The organism is Achromobacter sp. 2789STDY5608615, from assembly GCF_001298995.1.
Classification (GTDB): Bacteria; Pseudomonadota; Gammaproteobacteria; order Burkholderiales; family Burkholderiaceae_B; genus Achromobacter; species Achromobacter insuavis.
The window spans coordinates 24,857-39,653 of the sequence record NZ_CYTY01000008.1 but is presented as its reverse complement, the minus strand read 5'-3'; the positions used below and the strand labels follow the sequence as shown (position 1 = coordinate 39,653).

The window sequence follows — 14,797 nt, the reverse complement described above, 5'->3', positions numbered from 1 at the left end:
GTCCTCGCCTGCGGCGACTCCTTCGGATTCCGTCGGGCGCATCTACACGCCCCGCCCTCCGCCCGGACAGGCCACCACGCTGCGTCAGTGTGTTTTGAAGCGCCGCTGGGGAGTACCGGGTGCTTGGGCTTCGTGGCGGGGCGGGTTCGTTGGAGGGAAGGTCTTGCGGGGTTGCCCAAAGGCGGCCGCGCGGGCGGCCTGTTTGGGCGTTTGGGCGTGCCAGGGGGAGCGTTGAAGGGGGGCCTTCAACGGGACAGGGGTGGCGATTGGGCGCTTTCGACGGAAGGGTGGGCGCGGGGGCCGGGGTCGGAAGGTGTGGCGCGGGCGACATGTTCCGGGGCGGACCAGCTGACTGGCTTGGTCGCGCGGCCGGTCAATCGAGTTTGTAGCTTTTCAGGTGGATGCTGGTTTCCGTCGCGGAGATGGCCTTGATGAGGCGAACGCGGTCCAGGACGCGGGACATTTCCTCGATGTTGGCGACGCGCAGTTCGGCCAGCAGGTCCCAGCGGCCGTTGGTGTCGTGCAGGGCGACGACGGCGGGGTCGCCCAGGAGGATGCTGACGACGCGGCGGGTTTCGTTGCCATCGACGGCGATGTTCATCCAGGCGCCGATCTGGTCGGGTTCGGATTCGGGGCGCAGCCTGACGGTATAGCCGACGATGATGCCGTCGTCTTCCATCCGCGCGATGCGGTTGTTGATGGTGCCCCGTGAGACGTCGAGCTTTTTGGCCAGGGTTGCCACGGTTGCGCGTGCGTCGGCGCGCAACAGCCCCAGCAATTGCTGATCTAGTGTGTCCATGATTGTTCCCGCGTAAAAATTGGCGCCAATTTCGCATCTTATACGGATTCGGCACGATACAGGCGCGGGATGACCGGCAGGCCGGCGTGCCCGCGCCTGGGGCGCTGTTACCACGGCCCCAATTTACCGCGTTTCGCAGGGTATTGATTTTGGGCGGATTTTTGGCTGGACAGGGCCGACCGGCGCGGCCCTGCCGCCTCGGCGCGTGGCCGTTTCCGGCCGCGAATTGTCCGACCATGTCCTCGATCCGCCGGCGAGTGCCGGGTACGCTGGCTGACCATCCTTTTCAGGAATCCGCCATGCTTGAATTGCGCCCCAGCTGTGAACACTGCGACGCCGACCTGCCCCCGGCCAGCGCCGACGCGCGGATCTGCAGTTTCGAATGCACGTTTTGCGTGCGTTGCGCCGACGAGGTGCTGGGCAATGTCTGCCCCAACTGCGGCGGCGGCTTCGCGCCGCGGCCGGTCAGACCGGCCGCTGACTGGCGCAATGGCAATTTCCTGGGCAACTATCCGGCCACGACCGCGCGCAAGCACCGCCCGGCCGACCTGACCGCGCACGCGACCTTGCTGCGCCGGCTGCGCGACCTTCCCGCGCAGGAACGCTAGCCGCGCGGCCGGACCGCCTCGGCCTCGGCGTTCTCGAACAGGATGTTGTTCTCCAGGTGGATGTGGGCCATCAGGTCCTGCTTGAACGTGCCGATTCCCAGGTACAGCGCGCGCCAGGTATTGCAGGCGGCGCGCGGCAGCGTCAGGTCGTGCGTCAGCGCCATCAGGCGCTCCAGCGCCACGCCGTGATCGTCGTGCTCCATGCGCATCATGGTGATCGGCATGACCGCCATGGCGCCATGGCCGCGCGCCAGCATCGGGAACAGCACCTGCTCTTCCTTCTGCATATGGCTTTCCAGCTCCTGGCGCATGTCGCGCAGGTGGTCGGCCAGGCCGGTCGGGCAATCCGGGCTGTCGGCATGCACCTGCTCGACCTTCATCGCCAGCCGGATCAGTTCGGGCAGCTGCTGCCGGTGGACCTCGTGGTAGCGCGCCAGGATGTGGTCGATCAGGTCGCCCGGGCTGGCCTGGCCCCAATCGCGCTCGTCCGACGCCGCGCCCGCCAGGGCCTGCAGGCGCGCCTCGATCTGGGCCGCGTCCAGCGAGCGCTGCGCCGCCGCCTCGGCCAGGCTTTTCTTGCCGCCACAGCAGAAGTCCAGCTGGTACTCGTGGAACACCTGGGTGGCGCCGGGAATGCTGCGGGCCAGCTGGCCCAGGGACTGCTCAACCATGCTCATTGCGTTTCTCCATGCTTGATGAGGGTGCTTGAGCAGTAGCGAGATCCGTGCCAGGAAATGCTTGCGCCAAATCAAGGGCTTGCAAATTAAAGGGTGAAAACCACCCGGCCAGGATGCGGTATTTATGACCCGCAAGGGTACGATCAACCCATGCAAAACCTGTTGCTTACCGACCTGGTCGTGGACCTGCCCGCCGCCGTGCGATTGCAGCGGCTGGCGGCCGGACTGCGGGCCCATTTCCGCTGCGGCGCCGTCGCCCTGCTGCAGCTGGAGGCCGACCACCTGCGGCCGATCGCCGTGGACGGCCTGACCCAGGATGCGCTCGGTCGCCGCTTCGCGGTCCAGCAGCATCCGCGGCTGGCAGCCATCCTGGCGCGCCGCGGCGTCACCTGTTTCCACCATGACAGCACCCTGCCCGATCCGTACGACGGCCTGATCAACGGCATGGCGGGCGAACCGCTGCCGGTGCACGACTGCATGGGCACCAGCCTGCATATCGAGGGCCAGCCCTGGGGCGTGCTGACGCTGGACGCGCTGGAGGTCGGCACCTTCGACGCCGAGGCGCAGTCGGACCTGCGCGAGATGATCGTGCTGGTCGAGGCAGCCCTGCGCGTGACCCGCCTGGAGGCCGAAACGCGCGCCCTGCGGCTGGCGCGCGGCGCCGCGCCGACGGACAGCGCGCTGGCCGACGACAGCGACATCCTTGGCCAGAGCGAGGCCATCGGCCGGCTGCTGCACGAGATCGAGGTGGTGGCGGACTCCGAGCTGCCGATCCTGCTGCTGGGCGAGACCGGCGTCGGCAAGGAATTGTTCGCGCATCGCGTGCACCGCCAGTCGCGCCGCCGCGGCAAGCCGCTGGTGCACGTGAACTGCGCGGCGCTGCCGGAATCGCTGGCCGAAAGCGAACTGTTCGGCCATGCCAAGGGCGCGTTCTCCGGCGCGATGAGCGAGCGGCCCGGCCGCTTCGAAGCCGCCAATGGCGGCACGCTGTTCCTGGACGAGGTGGGCGAATTGCCGCTGGCGGTGCAGGCCAAGCTGCTGCGCACGCTGCAGAACGGCGAAATCCAGCGGCTTGGCGACGACCGCCCGCGCACCGTGGACGTGCGCATCGTTGCCGCCACCAACCGCGACCTGCGCGATCGGGTGCGCCAGGGCGATTTCCGCGCCGACCTGTACCACCGCCTGTCGGTCTATCCGGTGCCGATCCCGCCGCTGCGCGAACGCGGCCGCGACGTGCTGCTGCTGGCCGGCCGCTACCTGGAACTGAATCGCGCCCGCCTGGGGCTGCGCAGCCTGCGGCTGTCACCCGAGGCCGAGGACATGCTGAGCCGCTACCGCTGGCCCGGCAACGTGCGCGAACTGGAACACGTCATCAGCCGCGCCGCCATCAAGGCCGTCAGCCATGGCGCTCATCGCAACGAGATCGTGACGCTGGGCGCGGGCCTGCTGGACCTGGAGGACGGCGCCCTGCCGGCGCCGCCGCCCGAACAACCGGCTCTGCCGGCCGGCGCCACGCAGACGCTGCGCGGCGCGGTCAACGCCTGCCAGCGCCAGGCGATCCGCCAGGCGCTCGAACGGCACCAGGGCAGCTGGGCCGGCGCCGCGCGCGCGCTTGAAATCGACGCCAGCAACCTGCACAAGCTGGCGCGCCGTCTCGGCCTGAAGGGCTGAGACGGCGCCATCCGCGCCGGCTCAGGCCTTGACGTACACCCAGGCCTGCGCGCCGGACTTCAGGCGCACCGAGACCCGCTTGTAGTCGGACACTTCGTAGCGGTCGGCGGCTTCGAGCTCCTGGCCGGTGATCTCGAACACCATGCCCGCCACCTCGTCGCGCGGGTCGTCGCTGGCGCTGACGATGGGATGCCGCGCCAGGCCGCTGGTCTTGATCACCTCGGGGTCTGTGATCTCGACCCAGCGCTGCACGTAGCCCAGCATGGCGTCGGCCCGGCCGTTGAGTTCGCGGCCGAAGTTGGCGCGCTGCACGGCCTTGTCCTGCAAGGTTCCATAGGAGAAAAGCAGCACGCCGGTTTCGTTCATTTCAGGCACCTTTGTGTCCTTCAGGAAATATGGTGTTCTCCACTTTACACCAGTTATCACGGCACGCCTGCGCTCGGACAGGCCCCGGGATCCGGCCCGACCGCTGTCAGCGCCCGCGCCTGCCACACGCACGTTTGCCGGCAAGATTGTTTGTTTCAAATGAACGTTAGGGGATATCACCGCAGCGGACTACCGTGGGTTGGTGGCATCTCGCCGCATCCAACCAAGAGGTACGCATCATGACTTTCCCCACCCGCTATCAGGCTTCGTCCAACCAACCGGACCAGAACCAGTCGCCCAACAAGCAACAGGAACAGCAGAGCCAACAGCAGAAAGAAGACGCCGCGCGCAAGCAGGCGCAAACGGAAAAGGACAAGACGTCCGCCGCCGCCAATCCGCAACGCGCCTGACGCCGTTCGCGGCACGGTCCGCGCATCACCCCGCAGTATGACGGGCACATCGCCCGCAGCGCCCGCGGCCTTCCCGCCAACAGACTTGGCCAGGCCTGAGCACCGCTGAAAGACACGAAGGCCGCCCCGTCATCCAGGGCGGCCGTGTTGTTGGCGCCGCCGTGGCGCCTACAGGTCCGGAATCTGCTTCAGGCAGACATTGACCACGGCCATCACCTGCGCGCCCAGCTTCTCGCTTTCGGCGTTGTTGACCTTGGTGGCCAGCAGCTCGTCGTAGCGCAGGAAATCCTTCACCGGCACCTTGGACTGCAGGCCATCCATCACGCACTGGCAATAGCCCTTGGCCTTGGCGTCCACATCGCCAGCGGCGATGGCGGGCGGCGCCTTGGCCTTGAAGCCTGCCAGGCAGGAACCGTAGGTGGCGCGTTGCACCTCGGGCGGATATTCCGTCTTCTTGCCGCAAGCGGCCAACAGCAGCAGAGCCATTGCGCCCGCGCCCAGGGCGGCGCGGCGGGACCGGACTGTCATGGCGTTCCTCTGTATTCGATCAACCAGCGCCGATTGTGGCACGGCCCAGGCGCGGCCGCATGCCAGCGCGACCGCCTCGCCGGCTCGACCCGAGCAGACGCCGGAACCGCCCCTTCAGGCGCGACCGGCCGGGAACGCAAGAACCGGATAGCGCGGCCGACGCGGCCTGCCTATCGTGGCGGCTCATTCACCCACAAGGAACCATCATGCAGCAACTGACCGGCAAGGTCGCCATCATCACGGGCGCCAGTTCAGGCATCGGTTACGAAGCGGCCAAGCTGTTCGCGCGCGAGGGCGCGGACCTGGTCCTGGTGGCGCGGCGCCAGGCCGAACTGGAACGCCTGGTGGCGGACATCGAGGCCGCCGGCGGCCGCGCCGTGCCGCTGGCCGGCGACGTGCGCGACGAGGCCGTGGCCGAAGCCGCCGTCACCGTCGCCGAGCGCCGCTTCGGCGGACTGGACATCGCCTTCAACAACGCCGGCATGACCGGCGAGGCCGTGCCCCTGCACCAGCTCGCGCCCGACGCATGGCGCCAGATCCTGGACACCAACCTGGGCAGCGCCTTCCTCGGCGCGCACCACCAGATCCCGGCCCTGTTGCGGCGCGGCGGCGGCTCGCTGGTCTTCACGTCCACGTTCGTCGGCCATACCGCGGGCTTTCCGGGCATGGGCGCCTACGCCGCCAGCAAGGCCGGCCTGATCGGCCTGGTCCAGGCCATCGCCGTGGAATACGGCGCCCAGGGCATCCGCGCCAACGCCCTGCTGCCCGGCGGCACCGACACGCCGATGGGCCGCGCCTCGATGGACTCGCCCGAGGCGCGCCGCTACATCGAAGGCCTGCACGCGCTCAAGCGCCTGGCCACGCCGGCCGAGATCGCGCGCTCGGCCCTGTACCTGGCCTCGGACGCGTCCAGCTTCACCACCGGCACGGCATTGCTGGTGGATGGCGGGGTGTCGGTCAATCGGGGGTAATGGCGCCGCCGTGGACATTCTCGCGCCGCAGACGCTCGGCGAAGAATCAGTCGATTGTCCTAGAAACACGCAACAAGCTTGATACGTGTGGGCAGGAACCTTAGAAAGTCTCAGGTTCCTGCTTCTTTTGCTTTGCCAGGGCGTAAACCTATATAGATTAAGCTATATACTGGACAGGCTCCGCATTGTGTACGTCATCAACTGGGCAAAGAAGGCCGTCAGGCAATTGTTGAAACTCCCCGTCAGCGATCAACGACGCATCCTTGGAGAAGTCGCCAAACTGGAAGCCTTCCCGGCCATGCACAACATCAAGGCACTCAGCCAACACCAATATGGCTTCCGTCTGCGGATCGGCGCGTACCGCGTCCTGTTTGATGTCGCAACCGCCGTTCGCATCATTGACGTTCAGGAAGTGAAGCGACGCGACGACAATACCTACTGATACAGACCGGGAAAATCCCATGCGCCTGCACCCCACCATACTTGAGTCCGACGGCAAGCCCGCCTTTGTCGTCCTTCCCTACGCGGAATACCTGGCGTTGACCGGCAAGAAATCGCGCCAGACCCGGCGTCCTGCGCGGGTGCCCGCGGATGGCTCGATTCCCCATGAGGTCGTTGCGTTGATGAGCGGCAATGGCTGGAGCATCGTACGCGCCTGGCGCGAGTACCTGGAGATCACCCAGATCGACATGGCCACCCGGCTGGGCATACGTCAACCCAGCTACGCGGCGATGGAAGCCCCCGATGCCAATCCTCGAAAGAGCACGCGTGAGCGCATCGCGGCAGCCCTGGGCATCCAGTTCGACCAACTCGACCTGTGAGCGTAAAGAAGGGAATGGCTCTTCATGTGCGCCATTCCCCTGCGTATCTGGCCGACAGCCCCTCGCGTCGCCGATACGGCTGTGCAGCCCGTCGGCGCGCTCCCGCTCAACTCATGTAAACGCCGCCATTGATCGCATAGTTGGCGCCCGTCACGAACGCCGCCTCGTCCGACGCCAGCCAGGCGCACAGCCCGGCCAGGTCCTTGGCGGTGCCCAGGCGGCCCACCGGCACGCTTTCGATGATGCGGTCCAGCAGCGCGGGCGGGAACGCCTTGACGGTGTCGTCGGCGATGAAGCCCGGCGACACCAGGTTGACGGTGACGCCGCGCGCCGCCACTTCCTGCGCCAGCGAACGGGTGAAGCCGATGACGGCGCCCTTGGCGGTGGCGTAGTTGATCTGGCCGATCTGGCCCTTCTCGGCGGCGACCGAGCCGATGTTGATGATGCGGCCCCAGCCGCGCTCGGCCATGCCGTCGACCACCTGCTTGGTGCTGTTGAACAGCGTGTCCAAGTTGCTGCGCAGCACCGCCGACCAGTCGGCGTGGCTCATCTGGCGAAAGCGCATGTCGAGCATGGCGCCGGCGTTGTTGACCAGCACATCGATCTCGCCGACCTCGCGCCGCACCTTGGCGAAGGCCGCCTCGGTCGAGGCCCAGTCGGTGGCGTCGCCTTCCGAGGCGATGAAGTCGTAGCCCAGCGACTTCTGTTCCTTCAGCCAGTGGTCCTTGCGCGACGAGCGCGGCCCGCAGCCGGCGATGACGCGGTGGCCCGCGTGGTGCAGCGCCTGGCAGATCGCGGTGCCCGTGTGGCCCATCCCGCTGGTGACGTAAGCAATGCGCAAAGCCATGAACGTTCTCCTTTCAAGAAACGCGTAGAGGCGCGGCCGTCAGGCGACGGAACCGACCAGGGGGAACAGGCCGAACGCCAGCGCGGCCGCCAGCATCACCAGGCACACCATCGTGGCCCACTTGAGCGAATAGCGCTGGTGGTCGCCGAACTCGACGCCCGCCAGGCCCACCAGCAGGTAGGTCGACGGCACCAGCGGGCTGAGCAGGTGCACCGGCTGACCGATCAGCGAGGCGCGCGCCATTTCCACCGGCGAGATGCCGTAGCCCTGCGCGGCTTCGCTCAGGATCGGCAGCACGCCGAAGTAGAAGGCGTCGTTCGACATGAAGAAGGTGAACGGCAGGCTGACCAGCGCGGTGATGCCGGCCAGGTACGGCCCGAGCGCGTCGGGGATCACCGCCAGCAGGCTGCGCGACATGGCTTCGACCATGCCCGTGCCCGACAGGATGCCGGTGAAGATGCCCGCCGCGAAGATCAGCGACACCACCGACAGCACGTTGCCGGCGTGTTGCGCCACGCGGCGGCGCTGCTCGGCCAGGTTCGGATAGTTGATGATCAGGGCGATCGCGAAGGCGATCATGAACAGCACCGGCAGCGGCAGCACGCCCATCACCAGGCTCACCATCAGCGCCAGCGTCAGGCCGGCGTTGACCCACAGCAGCCTGGGACGGCGCAGGTCGTGGTCGACCTCGATCTCGGGCAGGTTCTTGGGGCCGTCCTCGTCGTAGCCGGCGTGCAGCGAGGCGCCGTCGGGCAGCGACAGCACGCCCAGGCGGCGGCGTTCGCGCAGGCCCAGGAAGAAGGCCAGGACCAGGATCGCGACGATGGCCACGCCCATCACCGGCACCAGCGGCACGAAGATGTCACCGGCGTCCACGTGCAGCGCGCTGGCGGCGCGCGCGGTCGGCCCGCCCCACGGCGTCAGGTTCATGACGCCGCTGGCCAGCATCGCCAGACAGGTCATGGACAGCGCGTTCATCTTCAGGCGGCGATACAGCGGCAGCATCGACGCGACCACGATCATGTAGGTGGTGGAGCCGTCGCCATCCAGCGAGATCACCAGCGCCAGCACGGTGGTGCCGACCACGATCTTGAGCGGGTCGCCCTTCACGGCGCGCAGGATGCGGCCGACGATGGGGTCGAACAGGCCGGCGTCGATCATCACGCCGAAGTAGAGGATGGCGAACATCAGCATGACGCCGGTGGGCGCGATCTTGCGGATGCCGTCGAGCATCATCTTGTCGATGCCGGCGCCGAAGCCGCCGAGCAGGGCGAAGAGGATGGGGACGAGGATCAGCGCCACCAGGGGCGACAGGCGCTTGGTCATGATCAGCGTCATGAACGTGATCACCATGCCGAAGCCAAGCAGGGTCAATAGCATGAGGGGTATCTCCGGGCTCGTTGTTATTTGCACGCCGGTGGGGCGCTGGGGCGGAAGACTAGGAAGAAAAGCTGTCTGGAACCTGTCGTTTTTTTTAGGGCCGGGGTCGGGTGGGGAGTGGGTGACAAAGGAGATGTAGGCCGTCCGGGGCGGGCGGGTGTCGCGGGGCGCGCCTGCGATTGCGGTCCGGAGCGTTCGCTCCGGACTGCCCCTTCCTCATCCTCGTCCTCGCCTGCGGCGACTCCTTCGGATTCCGTCGGGCGCATCTGACGGCGCGCTCCGCGACACCCGCCCCACCCCGGACTACCGGTGTCTTGGTTTGGTGCGTTGCTGGACCTCGGCGGCGTGGGAGCGGTTTGGGGGGGCCCGCCTTTTTGGACCGCGCGGGCGGCCCAAACGGCTTACGCGGTGGGGGATGGCGTAAGGGTGTTCGCTGCGCGCTGATGGGGAATCTGGGAGCTATGACAGGGCGTTACAAGGGGACGGATGTAGTCGCTGGGTGCGCGGGTGGCGTGGGGCGCTATGCGACAATCTCGCGCATGCGGATTCTGGTGATCGAAGATGATGAGGACCTGGCCGACGCGCTCGTACGCCGACTGCGTCGTCTTGGGCATGCCGTCGATTGCCAGATGGATGGGTTGAACGCGGACGGGGTGTTGCAGTACGAGACCTTTGACCTGGTGATCCTGGATATCGGATTGCCGCGCATGTCGGGGTTCGAGATCCTGCATCGGTTGCGGGATCGGGGCAGCAAGACGCCGGTGCTGGCGTTGACGGCGCGCATCGATATCGAGGATCGGGTGCATGCGCTGGATACGGGGGCCGATGATTACCTGGCCAAGCCGTTCGACTTCCGCGAGCTGGAAGCGCGCTGCCGCGCGTTGCTGCGGCGGCCCAGCGTGCAGGCGGCGGGGGTGCTGCGGTTTGGCGAGCTGGTGATCGACAGCGCGGCGCGGCAGGTCAGCCTGGCGGGGCAGCGCATCGATCTGCCCAAGCGCGAGTACAGCCTGCTCGAGATCCTGCTGGCCGGCATGAACCGCGCGGTCAGCAAGGCCGAGATCGCCAACAAGCTGTTCGCGTTCGATGACGACGCCGCGCCCAATGCCATCGAGGTCTACATCGCGCGATTGCGCAAGAAGCTGGAAGGCTCGCCGCTGCGCATCGAGACGCAGCGCGGCACGGGTTATCTGCTGACGGCGGCCGGGGATGCCGACGCCACCCTGGCGCCACGGGACTGAGGCGGTGCCGTCCCACCGCATTTCCGTGCGCCGGCGCCTGCTGGCGATGCTGCTGGCGCTGTTCGTGGTCGGGCTGAGCGCGCCGTACCTGCTGGTGCGCGGCTATGCGCAGCAGACCGCCGACACCACCTACGACCAACTGCTGCGCGCCTCGGTGCTGTCGATGGCGGACAGCCTGCAGCTGGTGCAGGGCGAGTGGCAGATGGACATGCCCTACGCCGCCCTGGCGCTGCTGGAACAGGCGCCGCGCGACCGCGTGTTCTACCGCGTGGCGGCCGCCGACGGCGCGCTGATCTCCGGTTACGCCGACCTGGCCGTCCCGCCCGGCCACGGCGCCGATGCCGCGGCCGCGCCGCAACTGTTCACCACCGGCTACCAGGGCCAGCCCGTGCGGGTGGCATGGATGGAGCGCAAGATCGCCGGCCCGCGCGCCACCGAAACCGCGCTGATCCAGGTGGCGCAAACGCGCGAGGCGCGCAACGCGCTGGCCGAGAGCATCCTGTGGCAGGGCACGCTGACGCTGATCGGCTTCACCGCCGCGGCGCTGGCGCTGGCCTATTGGGGCCTGCAGCGCTCGCTCTCGCCGATCCAGCGCATCGAGCGCGAGCTGGCCGCGCGCAGCGCCGCCGACCTGCATCCGATCGCCGCGCCGGTGCCCGAGGAACTGGACACGCTGGTGCATTCGCTCGACGGCTTCATGGCGCGGCTGTCCGAGAACCTCGATACCCTGCGCCTGTTCATCGCCGAGGCCGCGCACCAGCTGCGCACGCCGCTGGCGGCGCTGCACGCGCAGATGGAAGTGGCGCTGGACGAGGAAGACCCGGCCGAACAGCGCCGCAGCCTGCTGGCGGTGCTGCGCAACGCCGAAAAGCTGTCGCGGCTGGTGAACCAGCTGCTCAGCGACGCCAGCGTCATCCATCGCAGCAACGTGCGCAAGTTCGGCCCCGTGGATCTGGCCGAGCTGCTGTCCCAGGCCGTCTACGACACCGTGCCGCAGGCCGACCCGCAACCCGACGTGCGGCTGCGCCTGCCCGACGCGGAAGATGGCGCGCCGCCCCGCATCGCGGGCGACAGCCTGATGCTGCGCGAGGCCTTCAAGAACCTGATCGACAACGCCCTGCGCCATGGCGCCTCGGCCGACGGCCACATCGACGTGCGGCTCGAACGCCACGACGCCGGCTGGCGCATCACCGTGGCCGACCAGGGGCCCGGCATCCCGCCCGCGCTGGCGCAGAGCGCCTTCGAGCGTTTCTCGCGCGGCCCCAACCCGCGCACGCCCGGCGCCGGCCTGGGGCTGTCCATCATCAAGCGCGTGGTCGACATCCACCAGGGCCGGCTCAGTCTCAGCAACCGCCCCGGCGGCGGCCTCGAAGCCGTCGTCTACCTGCCCGCCAACGCCCATGACGCCTAGATTTCCCCTGCTCGCGCGCCTGGCCGCGGCCGGCGCCGCCCTGCTCCTGACGAGCGCCAGCCCCGCCGCCGAGACCAGCGCCGACGGCCTGACGCTGGGCCCGGCCGACAGCAAGCACGTGCTGGTGCTGCACGCCTCCAACAGCGTGCAGGTGTTTCGCGGCGTGCTGGAGGACTTCAGCCAGCTCAACCCCGGCGTGCGCCTCGAATACACGGAGCTGTCGACCCAGGCGCTGTATGCCGAAGTGACCGCCCGCGCCGCGCGGGCGCCGGGCGAGAAGGCCGGCCCCGACCTGGTCATCAGCAGCGCCATGGACCTGCAGACCAAGCTGGTCAACGACGGCCATGCGCAGCCGCACGTGTCGCCGGACACCCGCGCCCTGCCCGCCTGGGCCAACTGGCGCGACGAGGTCTTCAGCATCGGCACCGATCCCATCGTGATGGTCTACGACACCCGCACGCTAGACGCAGCGCGCGCGCCGCGCACCCGCCGCGAACTGCTGGCCCTGCTGCAGGCGCCCGACCAGCCGCTGGCCGGCCGCATCTCGACCTACGACGTCGAAGGCAGCGGCATCGGCTACCTGGCCGCCACCCAGGACGCGCGCCTGGACAGCCTGGCCGGCGCGCTGCTGGCCGCCTTCGGCCGCAACGGCGTGAGCGTCCACGAATCGACCGAGCACGCGCTCGACAAGCTCGAACGCGGCGAGATCACGCTGGCCTACAACCTGCTGGAATCCTATACCCGCCACCGCATCGACCAGGGCGCGCCGCTGGCCATCCTCTATCCGCAGGACTACACGCTAATGCTGTCGCGCTCGGCCATCATTCCGCGGCAGGCGCCGCGCGCCGACCTGGGCGCGCGCTTTCTCGACTACCTGCTGTCGCCGCGCGGCCAGGACATGCTCGCGCGCCAATCCGGCATGCGGCCGGTCGGCGCCTCGGTGGTGCCGGCGGCGGGGGTGCGGCCGGTGGCGCTGGGCGTGGGCTTGCTGGTGTACCTGGATCCGCTGAAGAAGCGCCACTTCCTCGACCTGTGGCGCGCGGCGGCGCAACCGCCCGGCAAGGCGGACTGACAAGGTCGACTGACAAGGCGGCCCGCACCGCGACGTCAGCGGTCTGTCAAGGCGGATTGAGGCCGCCTGTACACGGCGGCGACGGCCTGCCAGCCGCGACCGGAGGCTGGCCGTTCCATGGCCAGGGACGCTAGCCGCCCAGTTGCCCGCCCGCGCGCACCAGGTCCGCCAGCGTGCGCACCTGCATCTTGCGCATGACGCGCCCGCGCCGCACCTTGACCGTGATCTCGCTGACGTTGAGTTCGGCCGCGATCTGCTTGTTCAGCATGCCGCGCACCACCCGCTCCATCACCGCCTTCTCGCCGTCGGTCAAGCTGTCCCAGCGGGCCTGGACCTCGTCCGAACCCGACGCGCTGGCCAGTTGCGCGCGATCCTTCTCGACCGCCGCGTGGATGGTGTCCAGCAGGTCCTGGTCGCGGAAAGGCTTGGTCAGGAAGTCCACCGCGCCCAGCTTCATCGCCGCGACTGACATGGGGATGTCGCCGTGGCCGGTGATCATCACCACCGGCATGCGCCGCCGCGCCTGCTGCAGGCGCCGCAGCAGGTCCATGCCGCTCAATCCCGGCAGGCGCACGTCCAGCACCAGGCAGGCCGGGCCGGCGCCTGGATCGGCGTCCAGGAATTCCTGCGCCGAGCCATAGCCGCGCACCGGCAGGCCGACCGAATGCATCAGGTCCTCCAGCGACTCGCGCAGCGAGGCGTCGTCATCAACGATGTGGATGGTGGCCGGCTCGGGCCGCGTGCTTGCGATCATGAAGACTCATCCTCGGCCGCCGCCGGCAGCATGAAACAGAACACCGCGCCCTCGCGCGCGGCGGGCTCGGCCCACAACCTGCCGCCGTGGCTCTCGATGATGCCGCGGCTGATGGTCAGGCCCAGGCCGGTGCCCTCCGGCTTGGTGCTCCAGAAGGTATCGAACAGGCGCCCGCGCGCCTGCGGGTCCAGGCCCGGGCCGGTGTCGGTCAACGAACACTGCACCTGCCCCGGTTCCTGGCACGACAGGCGCAGCGTCAGATGGCGCGCGCCGGCTGGGGTCAGCTGCATCGCCTCGATGGCGTTGAGCACCAGGTTGACCAGCACCTGCCCCAGCTGCACGCGATCGCCCAGCACCGCCGGCACGCGCTCCTGGATGCGGGTGGACACCACCACTTCGTTGCGCGCCAGTTCGCCGCCGGCCAGTTCCAGCACCTCGCCGATCACGTCGGCCAGGTCCAGCCGCTCGCGTTGCGGCGCGGCATTGCGCGCATCGCGGCGGATGCGCGCCACCACCTCGCTGGCGCGGTGCACGTCGCCGGTCATGCGCTGCAACGCGCGCAGGGCCCGCTCGATGTTGGGCGGATCGTGCTCCAACCAGCGCTGGCAGGCGCTGCCGCTGGTGGCGATGGCCGCCAGCGGCTGGTTGATCTCGTGCGCGATCGACGCGGTCAGCTCGCCCAGGCTGTGGATGCGCGCCATGCGCGCCAGCTGCGTGCGCGCCTCGAACGCCGCGTCCTCGGCCGCCGCCCGCTTGAGCGCCAGGTAGGTGGTCACGCCGATGGCGGCGATGCTGATGAGCGCATTGATCAGCCCCAGCTCGCGCAGCACGCCGCCGTTGGGCGTGAGGTACAGGCTGAGCAGCGTCAACGCCGCGCACGCCACCGCCACAATGGTGACGCCGCGCCGCGGCAGGAAGCTCAGCGCCGCCAGGATCACCGCCACGTAGAACACCGCCACGGCGATTTCCAGGCGGGTGAAGGTGTCCACCAGGAACACCAGCGCCATCAGCGCCACCAGCAACGCGACGCCCGCGCCGGGACGCTGCTTCAGATACCTGGCCGGCTTGAGGAACATGGCGCTGCCACCCCGTTGAATGGACGCCGGCGCCGGGCCCCGATGGCCGCGCGCCGCGAGACGCCATTGTAGAGACAGGCGCGGACCGCGGCGCACTTTCGGAAAGCCGGCATATACCAAGGTATATCCCCGCCATCCCAATGGCGCCTCGCCCGCGCCGGGGCCGGT

The 14,797-nt window shown here is 68.6% G+C and carries 17 protein-coding genes; 9 read left to right on the top strand and 8 right to left on the bottom strand.

The features are described 5' to 3' along the window. Positions 1 to 373: 373 nt before the first annotated feature. Positions 374 to 799 carry an Lrp/AsnC family transcriptional regulator gene (locus tag AOZ49_RS09040; protein ID WP_025137021.1) on the bottom strand — a complete coding sequence of 142 codons (426 nt, stop codon included), beginning with the start codon at positions 797 to 799 and terminating at the stop codon, positions 374 to 376. A gap of 299 nt (positions 800 to 1,098) precedes the next feature. On the opposite strand from AOZ49_RS09040, the gene AOZ49_RS09035 reads away from it, so the two are divergent. Then, entirely contained in the window at positions 1,099 to 1,407 is a 309-nt protein-coding gene (locus AOZ49_RS09035) for a DUF1272 domain-containing protein (RefSeq protein WP_054474914.1), read from the top strand. Here AOZ49_RS09035 and ytfE read toward each other — a convergent pair. Next, entirely contained in the window at positions 1,404 to 2,084 is a 681-nt protein-coding gene (gene ytfE, locus AOZ49_RS09030; RefSeq protein WP_054433396.1) for an iron-sulfur cluster repair protein YtfE, read from the bottom strand. The genes AOZ49_RS09035 and ytfE overlap by 4 nt on opposite strands. 150 nt (positions 2,085 to 2,234) lie before the next feature. On the opposite strand from ytfE, the gene norR reads away from it, so the two are divergent. Further along, the gene (gene norR, locus AOZ49_RS09025) at positions 2,235 to 3,755 is read left to right on the top strand and encodes a nitric oxide reductase transcriptional regulator NorR (protein ID WP_054474913.1); all 1,521 of its coding nucleotides are present in this window, start codon (positions 2,235 to 2,237) and stop codon (positions 3,753 to 3,755) included. Positions 3,756 to 3,776: 21 nt separating this feature from the next. On the opposite strand, the gene AOZ49_RS09020 is transcribed toward norR, so the two are convergent. Beyond that, positions 3,777 to 4,121, bottom strand: coding sequence for a gamma-glutamylcyclotransferase family protein (locus tag AOZ49_RS09020; RefSeq protein ID WP_054433398.1), 345 nt, complete (start codon positions 4,119 to 4,121; stop codon positions 3,777 to 3,779). A 239-nt stretch (positions 4,122 to 4,360) separates the two neighbouring features. Here AOZ49_RS09020 and AOZ49_RS32935 point away from each other — a divergent pair, with 239 nt between their 5' ends. Beyond that, positions 4,361 to 4,531 (top strand): hypothetical protein, encoded by a 171-nt coding sequence (locus tag AOZ49_RS32935; RefSeq protein ID WP_180179996.1) that lies wholly within the window; start codon positions 4,361 to 4,363, stop codon positions 4,529 to 4,531. A 168-nt stretch (positions 4,532 to 4,699) separates the two neighbouring features. On the opposite strand, the gene AOZ49_RS09015 is transcribed toward AOZ49_RS32935, so the two are convergent. After that, entirely contained in the window at positions 4,700 to 5,059 is a 360-nt protein-coding gene (locus AOZ49_RS09015; RefSeq protein WP_231689971.1) for a hypothetical protein, read from the bottom strand. 206 nt (positions 5,060 to 5,265) lie between these two features. Here AOZ49_RS09015 and AOZ49_RS09010 point away from each other — a divergent pair, with 206 nt between their 5' ends. The 3 genes from AOZ49_RS09010 to AOZ49_RS09000 all read left to right on the top strand — a co-directional run bounded on the left by AOZ49_RS09010 (position 5,266) and on the right by AOZ49_RS09000 (position 6,851). After that, the gene (locus AOZ49_RS09010) at positions 5,266 to 6,030 is read left to right on the top strand and encodes an SDR family oxidoreductase (RefSeq protein ID WP_054474912.1); all 765 of its coding nucleotides are present in this window, start codon (positions 5,266 to 5,268) and stop codon (positions 6,028 to 6,030) included. A gap of 187 nt (positions 6,031 to 6,217) precedes the next feature. Then, a complete protein-coding gene (locus AOZ49_RS09005; RefSeq protein WP_054501956.1) occupies positions 6,218 to 6,472 on the top strand; it encodes a type II toxin-antitoxin system RelE family toxin in 255 nt (84 codons plus the stop codon). A 19-nt stretch (positions 6,473 to 6,491) separates the two neighbouring features. Beyond that, positions 6,492 to 6,851 carry a helix-turn-helix domain-containing protein gene (locus tag AOZ49_RS09000; RefSeq protein WP_054474911.1) on the top strand — a complete coding sequence of 120 codons (360 nt, stop codon included), beginning with the start codon at positions 6,492 to 6,494 and terminating at the stop codon, positions 6,849 to 6,851. 106 nt (positions 6,852 to 6,957) lie between these two features. Here AOZ49_RS09000 and phbB read toward each other — a convergent pair whose 3' ends face one another. Next, on the bottom strand, positions 6,958 to 7,698 hold the full coding sequence (phbB, locus tag AOZ49_RS08995; protein ID WP_006393355.1) for an acetoacetyl-CoA reductase: 741 nt from the start codon (positions 7,696 to 7,698) through the stop codon (positions 6,958 to 6,960). 39 nt (positions 7,699 to 7,737) lie between these two features. After that, the gene (locus AOZ49_RS08990) at positions 7,738 to 9,078 is read right to left on the bottom strand and encodes a CitMHS family transporter (protein WP_054433402.1); all 1,341 of its coding nucleotides are present in this window, start codon (positions 9,076 to 9,078) and stop codon (positions 7,738 to 7,740) included. Between the two features lie 539 nt (positions 9,079 to 9,617). Here AOZ49_RS08990 and AOZ49_RS08985 point away from each other — a divergent pair. Genes AOZ49_RS08985 through AOZ49_RS08975 form a run of 3 tightly spaced genes read left to right on the top strand, consistent with a single transcriptional unit; the run spans position 9,618 to position 12,799 of the window. Then, positions 9,618 to 10,316: a response regulator transcription factor gene (locus tag AOZ49_RS08985; protein WP_054474910.1), complete on the top strand. Its 699-nt coding sequence runs from the start codon at positions 9,618 to 9,620 to the stop codon at positions 10,314 to 10,316. After that, positions 10,285 to 11,727, top strand: coding sequence for a sensor histidine kinase (locus tag AOZ49_RS08980; RefSeq protein ID WP_054474909.1), 1,443 nt, complete (start codon positions 10,285 to 10,287; stop codon positions 11,725 to 11,727). The genes AOZ49_RS08985 and AOZ49_RS08980 overlap by 32 nt, the downstream gene beginning before the upstream one ends. Next, on the top strand, positions 11,717 to 12,799 hold the full coding sequence (locus tag AOZ49_RS08975) for an ABC transporter substrate-binding protein (protein ID WP_054474908.1): 1,083 nt from the start codon (positions 11,717 to 11,719) through the stop codon (positions 12,797 to 12,799). The genes AOZ49_RS08980 and AOZ49_RS08975 overlap by 11 nt, the downstream gene beginning before the upstream one ends. Before the next feature lie 130 nt (positions 12,800 to 12,929). Here AOZ49_RS08975 and AOZ49_RS08970 read toward each other — a convergent pair whose 3' ends face one another. Together AOZ49_RS08970 and AOZ49_RS08965 are read right to left on the bottom strand one after the other, a co-directional pair. Further along, complete coding sequence (locus tag AOZ49_RS08970; protein WP_054433406.1) at positions 12,930 to 13,553, bottom strand: response regulator transcription factor; 624 nt, start codon at positions 13,551 to 13,553, stop codon at positions 12,930 to 12,932. Further along, entirely contained in the window at positions 13,550 to 14,629 is a 1,080-nt protein-coding gene (locus AOZ49_RS08965; RefSeq protein ID WP_082380372.1) for a sensor histidine kinase, read from the bottom strand. Before AOZ49_RS08965 ends, AOZ49_RS08970 begins: the two co-directional genes overlap by 4 nt. Positions 14,630 to 14,797: the final 168 nt, after the last annotated feature.

Bases quoted from the DNA above. Each gene is read 5' to 3' on its own strand.
- AOZ49_RS08970 (WP_054433406.1), bottom strand. From the start codon at position 13,553: ATGATCGCAAGCACGCGGCCCGAGCCGGCCACCATCCACATCGTTGAT.
- AOZ49_RS08985 (WP_054474910.1), top strand. From the start codon at position 9,618: ATGCGGATTCTGGTGATCGAAGATGATGAGGACCTGGCCGACGCGCTC.
- AOZ49_RS08965 (WP_082380372.1), bottom strand. From the start codon at position 14,629: ATGTTCCTCAAGCCGGCCAGGTATCTGAAGCAGCGTCCCGGCGCGGGC.
- phbB (WP_006393355.1), bottom strand. From the start codon at position 7,698: ATGGCTTTGCGCATTGCTTACGTCACCAGCGGGATGGGCCACACGGGC.
- AOZ49_RS08990 (WP_054433402.1), bottom strand. From the start codon at position 9,078: ATGCTATTGACCCTGCTTGGCTTCGGCATGGTGATCACGTTCATGACG.
- AOZ49_RS08980 (WP_054474909.1), top strand. From the start codon at position 10,285: ATGCCGACGCCACCCTGGCGCCACGGGACTGAGGCGGTGCCGTCCCAC.
- AOZ49_RS09010 (WP_054474912.1), top strand. From the start codon at position 5,266: ATGCAGCAACTGACCGGCAAGGTCGCCATCATCACGGGCGCCAGTTCA.
- AOZ49_RS32935 (WP_180179996.1), top strand. From the start codon at position 4,361: ATGACTTTCCCCACCCGCTATCAGGCTTCGTCCAACCAACCGGACCAG.
- AOZ49_RS09035 (WP_054474914.1), top strand. From the start codon at position 1,099: ATGCTTGAATTGCGCCCCAGCTGTGAACACTGCGACGCCGACCTGCCC.
- ytfE (WP_054433396.1), bottom strand. From the start codon at position 2,084: ATGAGCATGGTTGAGCAGTCCCTGGGCCAGCTGGCCCGCAGCATTCCC.
- AOZ49_RS08975 (WP_054474908.1), top strand. From the start codon at position 11,717: ATGACGCCTAGATTTCCCCTGCTCGCGCGCCTGGCCGCGGCCGGCGCC.
- AOZ49_RS09040 (WP_025137021.1), bottom strand. From the start codon at position 799: ATGGACACACTAGATCAGCAATTGCTGGGGCTGTTGCGCGCCGACGCA.
- AOZ49_RS09020 (WP_054433398.1), bottom strand. From the start codon at position 4,121: ATGAACGAAACCGGCGTGCTGCTTTTCTCCTATGGAACCTTGCAGGAC.
- norR (WP_054474913.1), top strand. From the start codon at position 2,235: ATGCAAAACCTGTTGCTTACCGACCTGGTCGTGGACCTGCCCGCCGCC.
- AOZ49_RS09000 (WP_054474911.1), top strand. From the start codon at position 6,492: ATGCGCCTGCACCCCACCATACTTGAGTCCGACGGCAAGCCCGCCTTT.
- AOZ49_RS09015 (WP_231689971.1), bottom strand. From the start codon at position 5,059: ATGACAGTCCGGTCCCGCCGCGCCGCCCTGGGCGCGGGCGCAATGGCT.